The sequence below is a fragment of the Vibrio sp. L5-1 genome, from assembly GCF_021728315.1.
GTDB classification, from domain to species: Bacteria; Pseudomonadota; Gammaproteobacteria; order Enterobacterales; family Vibrionaceae; genus Vibrio; species Vibrio splendidus_K.
On record NZ_JAKKCQ010000001.1, the window covers coordinates 612,485 to 626,852 of the forward strand.

General features: G+C 45.8%; 11 protein-coding genes. 3 read left to right on the forward strand and 8 right to left on the reverse strand.

Annotation, left to right across the window (positions count from 1 at the left end):
- Position 1: 1 nt before the first annotated feature.
- Positions 2-901, forward strand: coding sequence for a DMT family transporter (locus L3V35_RS02545; protein ID WP_114634949.1), 900 nt, complete (start codon positions 2-4; stop codon positions 899-901).
- A 177-nt stretch (positions 902-1,078) separates the two neighbouring features.
- On the opposite strand, the gene L3V35_RS02550 is transcribed toward L3V35_RS02545, so the two are convergent.
- From L3V35_RS02550 to L3V35_RS02585, 8 genes are all read right to left on the reverse strand, one after another.
- Positions 1,079-1,495: a VOC family protein gene (locus L3V35_RS02550; protein ID WP_017074853.1), complete on the reverse strand. Its 417-nt coding sequence runs from the start codon at positions 1,493-1,495 to the stop codon at positions 1,079-1,081.
- Between the two features lie 354 nt (positions 1,496-1,849).
- Positions 1,850-2,743, reverse strand: a complete 894-nt coding sequence (locus L3V35_RS02555) for a DMT family transporter (protein ID WP_237298255.1) — start codon at positions 2,741-2,743, stop codon at positions 1,850-1,852.
- Between the two features lie 155 nt (positions 2,744-2,898).
- Positions 2,899-3,663, reverse strand: a complete 765-nt coding sequence (fecE, locus tag L3V35_RS02560; RefSeq protein WP_237288733.1) for a Fe(3+) dicitrate ABC transporter ATP-binding protein FecE — start codon at positions 3,661-3,663, stop codon at positions 2,899-2,901.
- Positions 3,664-3,665: 2 nt separating this feature from the next.
- Positions 3,666-4,637 carry an iron chelate uptake ABC transporter family permease subunit gene (locus L3V35_RS02565; protein WP_237298256.1) on the reverse strand — a complete coding sequence of 324 codons (972 nt, stop codon included), beginning with the start codon at positions 4,635-4,637 and terminating at the stop codon, positions 3,666-3,668.
- Positions 4,637-5,671 carry an iron chelate uptake ABC transporter family permease subunit gene (locus L3V35_RS02570; protein WP_237298257.1) on the reverse strand — a complete coding sequence of 345 codons (1,035 nt, stop codon included), beginning with the start codon at positions 5,669-5,671 and terminating at the stop codon, positions 4,637-4,639. The genes L3V35_RS02565 and L3V35_RS02570 overlap by 1 nt, the downstream gene beginning before the upstream one ends.
- The gene (locus tag L3V35_RS02575; protein ID WP_237298258.1) at positions 5,668-6,645 is read right to left on the reverse strand and encodes a Fe(3+) dicitrate ABC transporter substrate-binding protein; all 978 of its coding nucleotides are present in this window, start codon (positions 6,643-6,645) and stop codon (positions 5,668-5,670) included. The genes L3V35_RS02570 and L3V35_RS02575 overlap by 4 nt, the downstream gene beginning before the upstream one ends.
- A gap of 87 nt (positions 6,646-6,732) precedes the next feature.
- Positions 6,733-8,862 carry a TonB-dependent siderophore receptor gene (locus L3V35_RS02580; protein ID WP_237298259.1) on the reverse strand — a complete coding sequence of 710 codons (2,130 nt, stop codon included), beginning with the start codon at positions 8,860-8,862 and terminating at the stop codon, positions 6,733-6,735.
- A gap of 206 nt (positions 8,863-9,068) precedes the next feature.
- Positions 9,069-11,105, reverse strand: coding sequence for a TonB-dependent siderophore receptor (locus L3V35_RS02585; RefSeq protein ID WP_237298260.1), 2,037 nt, complete (start codon positions 11,103-11,105; stop codon positions 9,069-9,071).
- A gap of 240 nt (positions 11,106-11,345) precedes the next feature.
- Here L3V35_RS02585 and L3V35_RS02590 point away from each other — a divergent pair, with 240 nt between their 5' ends.
- Positions 11,346-12,557: a hypothetical protein gene (locus L3V35_RS02590; RefSeq protein ID WP_237298262.1), complete on the forward strand. Its 1,212-nt coding sequence runs from the start codon at positions 11,346-11,348 to the stop codon at positions 12,555-12,557.
- Positions 12,554-14,365, forward strand: a complete 1,812-nt coding sequence (locus L3V35_RS02595; RefSeq protein ID WP_237298264.1) for an IucA/IucC family protein — start codon at positions 12,554-12,556, stop codon at positions 14,363-14,365. Before L3V35_RS02590 ends, L3V35_RS02595 begins: the two co-directional genes overlap by 4 nt.
- The last annotated feature ends 3 nt before the right edge of the window (positions 14,366-14,368 follow it).

The window sequence follows — 14,368 nt, forward strand, 5'->3', positions numbered from 1 at the left end:
TATGCCTTCTTTCTCTTTTTCACTGATCCCTGTAGGGGTTCGGTTCATGATCCTTTCCGCTTTTGGATTCGCACTGATGTCAGCTTGTGTGAAATACGTTAGCAATTACGGCATACCTGTATTTGAAATTGTTGCAGCAAGGGCTTTGGTGTCTTTGATCATCAGCTACATCGACGTTAAACGAAAAGGCATTTCTATCTGGGGCAATAACAAACCTCTGTTGTTTGTTCGTGGCGCTGTTGGTACCGCAGCCTTGATGTGTGTTTACTATGCTGTAACCACTCTTCCGTTAGCAGAAGCCACCATTCTACAATACGTGCATCCCGTATTTACTGCGTTACTTGGCGTACTGTTCCTGAAAGAACGCGTCCAAAAGTCGACCATGATCTGCATTGTATTCTGCCTAGCGGGATTATCGGTAATGGTACAGCCAAGCATGAGCAGCAGCGCGAGCAGCGAGTTGCCGCTATTCAGTATTATGCTGGCGTTATGTGGCGCGTTTGGTAGCTCAATTGCTTATGTGATTGTAAGAAAGCTTAGCCAAACTGAAGACAGCTCAGTCATCATCTTTTACTTCCCACTGGTCGCTCTGCCAATATCGACCGCCCTGATCTGGAACGACTTTGTGTGGCCTAGCCTTTTCTTAACCATGATGCTGGTTCTGGTGGGGATTTTCACACAAATAGGCCAATACGGTTTGACCAAAGCAATGCAAACTCAAGCGGCTGGTAAAGCTTCAGCTTACTCATACGTTCAGATCGTATTCTCAGCACTATTAGGTGTTTGGGTGTTCAATGAGATTCCATCGGTTTGGACATATCTAGGTGGTGGGCTGATCGTGACAGGCGCACTAATCAATGTGTTTGGTAAACAGTTATTGGTGCCATTTAAAGCTAAGTAGATAGCCAAATAACAGAGCTGAATACCAGTTAGCCAATCAGCGATTAAATAGATCTAAAAAGGGCATTGCGGATTATTCCACAATGCCCTTTTCTGTAAGTCTTTCCTAGCACCTTTTCTCAGACGTTTTATTTCGAACAAACTCGCTCTAACACACCAACTCGATTAATGAGTTTTATTACGTGGCATTGCGCAGTTTAGGATCATCACTCAGGTATTCTACGAACTCGATTTCAAAACCTGCCGGATCCACAAAGTAGACGTTTTTACGATAAGGTTCTTCCGCTCCGGGTTTGGCTATTGGGAAGCCCGCATCAATAAGGCGCTCAATCACACTCTCAATATTATTGGTCACATAAGCGAAGTGCGCGAGACCAACGGAGTGTCCGGCTAAGTCTCTATTTTCACCCTCTCCATGATCACTCATTGCGATATATTGATACTCATCGCCAAAGTGCAGCCAGTTACGTGGCTTACCTGACCATTCACCTTTCCCTTCATCACGGACATACCAATGAGGGAACGCCGCTTTGTAGAAAGTCAGCATTTCAGGGATGTCTTTGACGACTAAATTTACATGTTCAAGTTGGATCATTCTTCTCTCCTTAAAGTATTCTCATAAGCAACGTTGTACATGCTAATACCTCAAGTTAAGTTGAGGTAAAGGGTTAATTTACGTTTATTTTCGAGAACGTTTTTAGAGTCCAAATTGTTCTATTTTTTGATGCTATACAAACTTTAAGCATGAGAACTTTAATCACCTAAGTTTTAAACAACAGACGTTAAGTTTAGACGACCTACCCCAAACTGACTTCCTAATCATGCGGCTTGTTAAGCTCGTTTCTTAAGTCTTTAATGATTCAAAAACAAAAAGCGAACCACTTAGGTTCGCTTTTCTTTCATCTAGCACGTTTCGTCTTTGCAATACGCGGCGGTTAAGCCGTAGATATTATGACTTGGGCTGATTCACCTCTACATCGAGAGATGCTCTGTTCCCTAGACTAAAGAACTTCTTCCATTTAATCGGCATCATTGGAATAACGATGAGGCTGATACCAACCAGTGTCAGAATGTCGGGGATCTCGTCAAACCACATCACGCCAAACAAGGTTACAAACACTAACCCCGAGTATTCTGCGAGCGCAATTTGGTTTGCTGGAGCCTTTTTATACGCGACCACCACCAATGCATGATAACCAAGAACAAATAGATTGATTGCCATGATCCACCCCACATGACGCCATTCAATCTCGGCCCATGCCGGCAATGCAAACGCCAGTGCAAGTGGCAGAGTCATAACACTAGTCCAAAATAAGGTCGAGATAATGTGTTGTTCGGCGTTCAGACGCTTGATCAAAATATTACCAACACCCATTGCAAGCGCACTGCCTAGCCCTGCAATCGCCGCCCAGTGAAATTGCTCTGGACGCAACACAATTAGCCCCCCCCCGAAGCCTATCAGTGTCGCGATCACTTTTGATGATGTCGGCCTTTCTTTCAACAACATAATAGATAGAGGAAGCATCAGGATTGGCCCAACATAGAACATCGCGTTCGCTGTCGCCAAGGTAAGGTGTGTAATGGCAATCATCGCACAACCACTGCCCACTAATATAAATTGAGCCCGTAAAAAATTGATGCGGCAACCGCCTTGCATGCGAGTTTCTTTAGGGAGCTTTAGCCAAAAAGGAAGCAGTAAGATCACGCTCAATAGCTGGCGGATAAACACATACTGAAATGTGGGAACTTCACCATTAAGTATTTTTAGTGAGACATCGGAAAAAGACGCCAATAGGTTTGCAAATACCAAAAGCAAGATGGCGTGGTTGGTGACTTTATTCATACGGAAACAGAGCTACACATTTGTCATACAATTATGGGCAGGCATAATACATGAGAATGGAAAATAAGTAAGAACAAAGTTTCCGGATACTTATTACCAAAAACCAAAGGTATTAAGGAATAAGTATCCATCCTTTCCAGCTGCCTGATAGTCTCCTAAATAGCAACACACATTGGCGTATTTGAAATAGGGTCACGAAACACGCTCGCTTTGAGATCAAACACGTTACTGAGCATAGTTTCGGTCATCACCTCATCAGGCGAGCCTTCTGCTATTACGCATCCCTTTTCCAAAACCACTAAATGATCGCAGTAACGACTAGCTTGGTTAAGATCATGCAGCACAACAACCACCGTTTTTCCTTTGGCATTCATCTGTTGCATCAGGTTCATTAATTCCACTTGGTGAGACATATCAAGGTATGTGGTCGGTTCATCCAACATCACTACATCCGTATCTTGTGCAATTACCATCGCGATCCATGCTCTTTGACGCTGCCCACCAGACAGAGACTCAACCGGCTTATCAGCAAACTCAAGCACACCTGTATCACGCATAGCTTGTTCGACAATCATTTGATCGTCCTGCCCTAGCCTCCCCCAATGAGACACATAAGGCGAACGGCCATATTCGACCAACTTTCTTACCGTGATCCCCTCAGGGCTGACCAAGATTTGCGGAAGAAGTGACAACGAACGAGCAAGCGCTTTATCGCCATAGCTTGATAGCGGTTTGTCTTCAAACAACACCTCTCCAGCCACTGGCTTGTTAATTCTGACTAACGTCTTTAACAAGGTGGATTTACCGCACCCGTTAGGTCCTATCAATGCGGTAATTTTTCCCTTAGGGATAGAAACAGACAGGTTCGGTATGATCGTTTGTTTGCCGTACGCGACGGAAAGATTCTGCGTTTTAAGCATGGTTACCAACCTCGATAACGATAGAGAAGAAAGATGAAATATGGCGCGCCAATCACAGACGTGAGAACGCCTGCTGGCAATTCAATGGGTGGCTGTAGACCTCTGGCTAACCCATCAGCGCTGGTAACCAGAATCGCCCCAACCAGTGCAGATGCTGGGATTAATAATTTATGATTATGCCCAAACAACAAGCGTGCTAAGTGAGGTGCCAATAAACCCACAAAACTGATCGTTCCAGCAACAGAAACGCTAACACTGGCAAGCAATACAGCGGCCAATAACGCGAGAGCCTGAATCTGTTTTGGCTTAGTGCCCAATGTGGTTGCACTTTCCTCGCCAAGCCCCATCACATCTAATCGCCAAGCAAGCCATAATGCCATAGGTAACAACAAGAGCAGTACGCTCCAAATAAAGGGAACTTGCTGCCAGTTTCGCCCCCAAAGGCTGCCAGTAAGCCACACCATGGCCGTGTTGATCTCGATCGGATTGGTAACCAGCAAGAAGTCGATACAACTGGCCAGAAACGCACTCACCGCAATACCAATTAGCGCCAATTTGGCGGGTGTTGGCCTCGACCACCATGCCAATACAGCAATCAGCCCTGCAGCCAATACCCCACCGAACATCGCTACAACAGGAAGCACACTGACTGGTGCATTGGGAAACCAAACTAAACTAGCTGTCGCAGCAAGGCCTGCCCCAGCGCTAATACCCATAAGGTCAGGCGATGCTAACGGATTACGTATCACGCCTTGCACTAATACCCCAGAAAGCCCTAACCCTGCGCCCACGCTTATCGCGAGCAACATACGTGGTAACCGATACTGATGGATAACAAAGTCGTCACTGGAAAACGCGACCAAATGTTCGGTGACTTGAGGAATAGAAAGTGACGCTGCGCCGACAAACAAACCCGCAGATGCCACTAATATGAGAATCCCTGATAACAAAACTATCTTAGTGTGATGATGCATTAAGATCTCCTCGTCGCAATCAAAATAAAACAAGGTGTCCCGAGCAAAGCAGTAATAACACCAACGGGTGTTTCAGTCGGGAAAGCAATCGCTCGCGACAGCGCATCTGACCAAGACACTAATGCTGCGCCTGCCAATGCTGAAATAGGAATCAGTAAATGGTAATTGTGCCCAACCATAGGTCGAACCAAATGAGGCACTAACAATCCAACAAAACCAATTGGCCCTGCGATAGCGACGCTTGCTCCGGCAAGCAACACGATCGTCAGTCCACTCACGAGGCGGGTAAACCTGATGTTACTGCCCAACCCCACGGCTACCTCTTCGCCAAGTGCCAGTAAGTTGAGATTGCGAGCAAGACTCATTGCCAACACCAAACCAATCACTACAGGCGGCCAAAGCTGTTGCCATTGCCCATCATCCACACTAGACAGTGAGCCAGTAAGCCAATGCAAGACGCTATAAGCCATGTCGTCAGCAAGAATCAGCGCTGCTCGTGTCAGTCCGAGCAATAACGCAGTAATAGCGATACCTGCTAGAACCAAACGTAACGGATGAGAACGTGCGGAGAAAAAGCCGCCCAGAAGCATCACAGCACCGCCGCTTAGCAACGCACCAAGAACCGCATTAAGGATAGGGTTTAGCTCGCTAACCACAGGTATACCTATTGCAGCTAACGCCATAAAACAGGCTGCGCCAGCGTTAATGCCAAGAATCGACGGAGACGCCAGTGGATTGCGCGTCAAACCTTGCATCAATAACCCAGCGACGGCCAAACTCGCACCAATCAATAGCCCTGCATAAGCTCTTGGCGCTCTTAGCGTCGCCAATATTTGATGAGTCATGTTGCTTTCATCAAACGCAAACCAGTAGTGAATCAAGTCACTCAATGTTAAAGAGAAATTAGACCACCCGGTCATAGAGGCCGCGTAACCAGAAAGTGCCAAACACGACACTAATCCGGTAAATAACGTGACTCGCCACGACAATATTGGCCAGAATCGCTTACTTTTAGAGAACAACATCGTACTCATGATGGTTCCAAGATCTGCTCAAGATTTTTCGCCATTTGTTCTGCCGCTAACATGCCTCGATTCAGTGACCAAAGTGCTGGTGACACTTCTACAACTTGCTGACTTTTTGCGGAGGTTAGTACATTGAATAACGGGTTTTTCTGCCAATCATCAACAATATTAGGATGAGAGTAAGCGCCAAGGAGCAACCAATCCGGATTGGTTTTCAACAACAACTCAAAGCTGGTTGGTAAATATGCTTTCTCTGTTGGTTTCACAATTGGGCTCGCAATGCCTAATGTGGTCAGCACGCCCCCTGCGTAAGATGCAGGGCTATGTAACCACATACCTTTATCCGACACGACAGCGAATTGGACGGTTTGTTTGAGCGAGAAATGACTTTTAAATTCAGCCATGGCGTGTTGATGTTGTTGAATTCGTTGTTCCATTGACGATTGCTTGTCGAGAGCGATGCCAATCTTGTGCGCAGACTCCAAATTCTCTTGGTAAGTCTCACCACGGCTTTTGAGCAGCAGAGTTGGTGCGATGCGTTGTAGATCTTGATAGACCGTACGATGACGCTCTGCATCGGCAATGATTAGATCAGGCTTTAATACCGCAATGGCTTCTAGGCTAGGCTGAGAACGCATGCCAACCGATTCCCATGGTTGAACCAATTCGCGTACCGCCGGAATCACTCGCGAAGCATCATTGTCATCAGCAACACCAACAGGAGCAACACCCACCGCAGCGAGTGCATCTACAAATGAAAACTCCAACACCACAATACGTTGCGGGGTAGTCGCTATCTCAAACTGACCCTGCTCGTCTTGTATGACCCTGGTTTGTGCTGAACTGGAGAATGAGAACAAGCTTAAAATCAGCAAAGCTAAGGTTATCGCTATCCTGCTGAATAAAAACGGCCGATTAAATGACAGCAGTCCGTTCGACAGCTGCAATGGATTCGAAAACAAGAGTCGGGAGCTGTTTTCCATATTTAATTTTCCTTAAACGCTAGAACCGTGAAAGCCGCCAAGAGTATTGGCGACTTTTATTCGTTATTACTTTCAATAAATTACGTATTAGAACTGATAATTCAGATCCAAAGTGTAAGAACGTCCCGGTGCTGGATAACGACCAACCGGGCTGGTATCAATACCGCGGAAGTAATAGTCCTCATCAAACAGGTTGTTCACCGCAAAGTTCATGCGCAGCTTACTGTTTTCATCTTTGTACAAATCCGAACCTAGGTTGAAGTTCCAGACCATGTAGGCAGGCACTTTACCTGTCGCGCCCGTTGCATCTTCGGCACTTGTATTCGCATTGTCAGAATAAGATTCGCTAAAGTAGTAACCAGATAAAGTCGTATCTACCTTGCTAAACGCGTAAGTCGCATCCCAGCTAAATTGATGTTTAGACGTATAAGGAAGTTGATTACCTTTGTTTGCGCCCTCTTCCTCTAACGTTGCATCTAAGTAGTTATAGCCAGCGCCCAAACTCAGAGCTTGCATCGCTTGAGGAATATAACGACCAGAGAGTTCAACACCTTGATGAAGGGTTTTACCAATATTGTCGAAAGTTTGAGTAGCACTTTGCCATTGCAGCTGATCTTCAAAATCAATGCGGTAAAATGCGACGTTAAAGCTGGTTGAATCTTGGTTGTAGCGAGCGCCCAACTCGTAGTTCCATGCTAGCTCGCTGCCCTCTTCACCCTTGCCTCGAATGTAAGCAATTTGTGGTGCACGTAAAGATTTCTGTGCATTAGTGTAACCAACCCATTGTTCCGTAAGATGGTATGCCACAGTTAAGCCCGGCAACCACTCAGTCACTTTGTTGTCGGTATTCTCCGCTTTGCCCAAATCATTAAATGCCATGTCTATTGATTCGTAACGAATACCAGGCGTCACTTTCAGTACATCATTAAACAAGCCAATTTCATTGCTGATATAGCCTGCGAAAGCGTCGGTATCCAAATGCCAATCGCGCGGCGTTGTTGTTACTCCAGTAGAAATTGATGTTTGAGTGAGCTTGTAATCGATATCTTCGTTGACGTAGCGTGCCCCAACAATCACGTTTTGCGTTACGGTATTTCCGTCAAAGTACATCGCGAGTTTAGGTTCAACACCATAAACAGCAAATTCACGTGGTGACGTACGAATATCGGTTGATGGTAATGCCGGGTCCGCCCAGTGACCGCCAGCGCTGTTAAAGCCCCATTGGAAGAAACGCTCAGAACGGTGGCCAAACGTCAGTATTTCTAATTCGGCGCTATCTGCAATATTCAAGTCATGTAAATACTTCAGGCTCCAACGCGTTGAAGTGCCTTGATATTCATCGTATGGGCGCTTCGACTGAGTACGATCTTTTTCGTAATCATCTGGCGATAAAGCGCCCGGCATTTGGGTGTCGGCATCATAACGTTGAACGAAAGCTTGTAACTCTTGAGTATCGCTCAGTAACCATTGCAATTTCGCTTGGAAGTTTTTTACATCCGTGTCGGAGTGTTCACGGAAGCTCTCACCTTTTAAGAAGTTCCCCTCGACTTGAAGTGCCAGCGTATCGGTTAACCAACCACCCGTTCGCAGGTAAAAGTCGTTGAGCGGCGTATCGCCATCCTCGAATACAGTAAAGCGATTACTGATTTCCGTTTGCCACTTATGTGGGATCGGCTTGGTCACCAAGTTGATCACACCACCGACGTTGTTTGGTCCGTACTGAACCGCTGCACCGCCTCGCACAATATCAATACGATCAAGCATCGACAGCGTTGCAGGGAAAATTGATTGTCCTGTGTGACCATACGGCGCCAGTGTTAGAGGAACACCATCCATTAGGAATTGAGCGTGCCCACTGCGACTCGCTTTCAAACCACGCACTGAGATGTTAGGTAAAACACCGGTGCCCGTTTCGTCTTGAACCTTAATGCCCGGTACACTTTGGAAGGCCGAATCAATCGAGAGTGCGCCAGTCTTTTTAATTTGTTCATTAGTCAGAACAGTACGAGCTCCCGGATACTCTTTCACATCCTCAAGCTCTGAATTACCGATCAAGCTGCCCGTCACGACAACCGTTTCCATGGTTGTCGTTTGTGGGTCAGATGCAGCCAACGCGCTCATGGAAGTCACTGAAGCGATGGCCATTGCAAGGGCACTTAGACGCAACTTTTTATGTGGTTGAGTACAGGGTTTACCATCCAAATTCTGGTAAGGCATGAAAATCTCCTAAGTAGGCAGGTTAGGATCAAAGGCCGTGTTTTCGGTTATATCGGCGCTTTGATCCTATGGGCTAAACGGCCTCAAAATAAGGCCAACTTTTCACTAATTCGTAGTGAACAAAACAATCGTTTTTAGAGTTGAAATAGCTCTTTGAAATGAACTAGCTCCTAGAGCTGAATTCGCTCTTAGAATTGAATTAACTTTTAAAACTGATAGCCATAGCTGAGCATAAATTCGGCTGGCGCTCCGTAACCAATCTGGTTAGTACCAGACGTGCCGTTGGTTGCACCCAGAATGTATTTCTCATTAAGCACGTTGTAAGCGTTCGCTTGAACTTTGTGACGACCCGTGGTGTACGCTGCCATCAAGTCAACCGTGGTGTAGTCACCCAGAGCTACCGCTTCATCATTACCCGCGTAACGGTCACCTACGTATTTCACGCCACCACCTAAACGCCAGTTATCGTCTAGCTGATAAGTGCTCCAAAGAGAGAACAAATGATCAGACACATCGTTTGGCTTTTTGCCTGTCTCTTTGTTCTCCGCGTCTAAATAGCTGTAGCCCACAGAAATGTCCCATTGCTCTGTAAACTGACCGCGAGCTTCTAGCTCAATACCTTGGTGACGAGCTTCGATCTTGTTAACAACGTCTCCGTCTATATTGGTTTCAGGTTGTTCTTGATCAATTTGGAAGATTGCGGCATTCAGCATCAAGGCGTTATCGAGTAAGTAAGCTTTTGCACCCACTTCTTTTAGATCGGTATGGAAAAATTCAGCCAATTTAGGATTGATATAGATACCCGAGTAAGGCAGTTGCCATGAACGAGCTAAACTCGCATACACTGACATATCATTGTTGAGACGGTAGACCAAACCACCACGGTAGCTCACTTTGTCATCGTCTAGATTCTCATTTGCTGAGCCCGCTTTTTGCTGTTCAAGCTCCATCGAGTCGTAACGCACGTTACCGATCACTGAAAGATCACCAAAGGTGTAAACGTCTTGAATGTAAACACCTGTCGTCGTTGTGGTGTTATCACGGGAAGGTTTAAACCCCGGATCAGGCGTTGGGCCTGCTACAGGGTTATAGATATCTTTCGGAGGTAAGGTTTCATCTCTTGCGAGCATTAGGTCGATATTGATCTGATTATAATCCGCACCGATCATCATTTGGTTCGAATCCGTTTCCCAAACTAGCTCAGATTGAAGAGTCGTCGTGGTACGAGGGTCGTAACCGAGGTTATTTACACTCTGAGATACTCCATTCCCAGTTACCGTCCCTTGGCGTGTACCCTTTTGCTCAAGTTCGATATGGTTGTATGCTGCGCGGTTTGTCCATGCCCATTCGCTATTCAAAAGCCATTCATAATTAACGCCAACACGAATGCTGTCCGACTCTTGATAATCGTTCGTGCCACCGTAAAACGTGCTTTCAGAGACGTCGACAGGCTTACCATTCTTTGATGGAACACCACGATATGGCACCAACTCTTGGTGAGCATATTCGACATCGAGATCAATAATGTGTCCATCAGAAGGCATCACTCGAATTGTTGGCGCAATAAAGAAATCATTAGATTCGACATGGTCTACATAGGAATCAGACTGTCGACTTTCCACGTTGATACGACCACTGACCTTGTCAGTAAACGCCATCGAACTATCAACTTGACCAACAAACAAATTGTTGCTGCCAACACTGCCATTTACGTTGGTGAAGTTATCACCGTTAGCTCGCTTGGTGACCAAGTTAATGATACCGCCCGCGGAGCCTCGGCCATAAAGTGCGCCCGCAGGGCCTTTTACCACTTCGACACGTTCGACATTCGCTAGGCTTCGGTACGATTGCATAGTCCCGTCATCACGCATACCATCACGGTAGATATCGTTGAGTGCATCAAAACCACGAATCACAAATTGGTCTCGGCTTCCCTCACCCAGGGTATTGTTAACCCCTGCGACACCATCAAGTGCATCCACTAAACGTACCGCGCCACGGTCTTCCATTTCTGTCTTTGTAACAACCGATACCGCTTGTGGCACATCTAACCACTCGACATCCGTTTTGGTTCCTGACTGAGGCATATGCTCTGCATAACCTTCGTATTGATGGCCAATAATTTGCACTGTTTCATCTACTGTGGCTTGTTCTTCCGCCACTGCAGTTGACACACCAGCCACCGCCGCCAAGGCTCCGCCAATTGCCAAAGCAAGAGGGGACAAGGTCAATCTCATGTTCATTTTCTAATTCCGTTTTAGTTTATAAAATAACAATATTGCGAATAAGAACAAATATCATTTATATTTGCAATATATATTTTTTGATCTATATTTGCTTTGCAATATGCAACACTACTAATGACATAAGAATCAATAAAAACAATAAGATAGAAAAATTCTCTTTCTTTTAACCCCGAAAGAGAGCACTTGAAAGCGAGTTGTGAGCAGGCGACAACAACGTTTTAAAATTAGGAAAGCCCCATGAAATCTACGATTATTATCGTAAGTCACGTCGTGAATGATGCAGTCACTCACGGCTTCGTACCTACCGCAAAGGCGATGGGTCTTCACGTCGTTTTGATCACAGATCACAAGCTCAATCACCTGAAATTGAGCAGTGATGATGAACGCTTTAATCCCGATGAAATTTTAGAATGCGATGTCTTCAACCCTCTTGAACTCATCGAAATCATCACCGAGAAAAATCTAGCACCTCATGCTGTTTTCAGTAATAGCGACCACCTACAAACTTCCACTGCAATCTGTGCACAGTTCTTTGGTTTACCCGCTAAAGATTGGAACGTGACGATTAAGGCGAAAAACAAATACTTAACTCGTCAGGTTCTCAACGAAAAATCGTTACCTAATACTCTAAGTGTTTTGTTAAGTCGAGAGAGCGCTCCTGTATTCGATTTCGATTTTCCTGTCGTTGCGAAGCCCAAGGAAGGCGTGGCTAGTTTAGACGTGCAGCGCTGCGATTCTGCGGCTGAGCTGGATAACTATTGCGATACCTTTTGGCAAAGGCACCCTACTACTCCCATCTTGGTTGAGGCGTTTTTGCAAGGCCCACTGATTACTGTCGAAACCATTGGCGACGGGGATCATTTGGTCGCGCTTGGTGGGTTTGATGTAGAGCTCTCAGCACCACCCTACTTCATCGAAACAGCTGCGAGTTGGAATGGTGTTAACAGCGTTCACTACCGTGATGAATGTATACGTCAGCTTAAAGAATTCGGGGTGGGGTTTAGTGTCTGTCATAGCGAGTTCATCATCACAGATTCAGGGCCTGTACTGGTCGAAATCAACTATCGAAGTATTGGTGATGGCCGGGAGTTTTTGCTTAATAACCTCAGTGGCGGGAATTGGTTCAATACCATCTTAAATCTTCACTTGGGTCACAAGCTTGATCCTACATTTCGTATTGATGGCAGCGCCCATGTGCACTATTTAGTGGCCAAACAAAGCGGTTTAATTGAAGGGTCATCAACCTCTTTCATTCACCAAGAGGGCGATATTGTCACTCAGCAGCAAGTCCTTAAAAAGGTTGGTGATACGTTCCAACAAAGTTTCTCCAACAAGGATTACTTAGCGCGAATTTCGGTCGTTTCTCCTTCTGGTCAAAATCTAGAACCCGCACTACAACAGGCAATCTCTCGCTTCAATCTAACAGCAACAAACGAGGTAACAGCATGAATAAAAACGCGTTATACCTCACTCAACGACTAGTCGATACTTGCTTGCGTGAAGATTTGTTTGGATTAGTTTCTCAAAGCCAATTTGAGTCTCAGCTCCCGAGTGCACTCAAGTTATCTTCTTATCCTCGTAATCAAATTTGGGCTATTTTTACGGGTTTAGACTTTACACTCTACCTGCCCGTTACTCCCAGCTATTACATGCAGCGTTGGGTATACGGCCAACCAGATGGCTCGGAAGGTGATGGTTGGTTCATCGAGAGAAATGGTGTCGTTGAAAGCCAGCAGTACTATCAAGATTGGATTGAATTATTGAAAGCAAGTGCTCACGAAAGCTCGCATTCGTTATTAGATGGTTATTTGCAAGAACTCGAATGCGCAGAAAAACACAAAGGATTGTGTGACAGCGCCTTCAGTCAGCAATCCGAATCACTCATGCAACCGATTTCTCAACTAGAACGTTGGGAGAAAAAGCTATTACGTGCCGATCAAATCGCATCCTATCTTGACCACCCTTACTACCCGACAGCACGTGCTAAGTTCGGTTTAAGCGATCACGACCTAGAGCAATTCGCGCCAGAATTTGCACAAAGCTTTGAACTTCGTTGGCTCGCAATCGAGAAGTCACTCGTTACATTGACCAGTCCACAACCAGAATGTTGGCCAACGATGGAGCAAGTGGGTCTGCCCGACGATTTTGCTCTTAGCCATGAGCTATTCCCCGCACACCCATTAACACTAAGAAGTCTTGATGGCATTCCTGACGGTGTCATTGAAGCACCGGTTGCGTATCTTGAGGTAACTCCAACCCTGTCAGTGCGGACTGTGGTCGTGAACACAGCGCCACAGGTCCATATCAAGGTGCCGCTGATCATGCGATCTTTGGGTACTAAAAACATTCGCCTAATCAAACCATCTACGCTCTATGATGGGCATTGGTTTGAACGTTTGTTGACGCACTTAGAGCAAACAGATAAAGACTTACATGGCACGTTTTTCCATTGTTATGAGAAACATGGCGGCCATGTTGGAGACGATAAAACCTTTGCTTACATTGTGCGCGAATACCCGCAGAGTTACTTCCAAGACAAAGCACTAGTACCTGTTGCTGCCCTTGCCAGCCCAATACCTGATGGACGCTTGTTCTTGGAACACCTCGCCGAACAGTATTATCAGCAAGATACACTGACTTGGTTTAAAGATTACGTTGATCTGCTTTGCAAAGTGCACCTTACATTGTGGATTCGTTACGGTATCGCTTTGGAGTCTAACCAACAAAACGCCATCATTGCATTCGATGAGCAAGGCAAGATGACCTTAGCCATGAAAGACAACGATGCAGCGCGTATTTGGCCAGAGCGTTTCCAAACGTTTGAGCAACAATCGCCCGTAAAATGCGATCACCTTTTAGATCAACGTATCACTGTAGATAACGAGCTTGCTCTTGGTCAGATGTTTACCACGATTACTTTGCAGTTAGACATTGCCGCGATTGTGGAAGCAATGGCGACGAAAGGAATCGCCACTTCAGCTTATCTGTATGAAATGGTCGCCAATAGCCTCTCCCAACAACTTAACCAGTTGGATGAACAAGGACACAACACCAAGCTCGCAAACGAGATGTTGTTTGAATCACCTAACCTATACGCTAAGTATCTATTGAGCTCGGGTAGCTTATTGTCTAAAGAGGCGTCTGGCGCAAGCGATATCAATAAGTTCTATGGCTTGTCGGCACCGAACTTTTTATTGCTAACCAGCGAAGAAGCACAACACGCTTACCTTGAAGACATCAAGCAGAGCGTGAGTTAACCC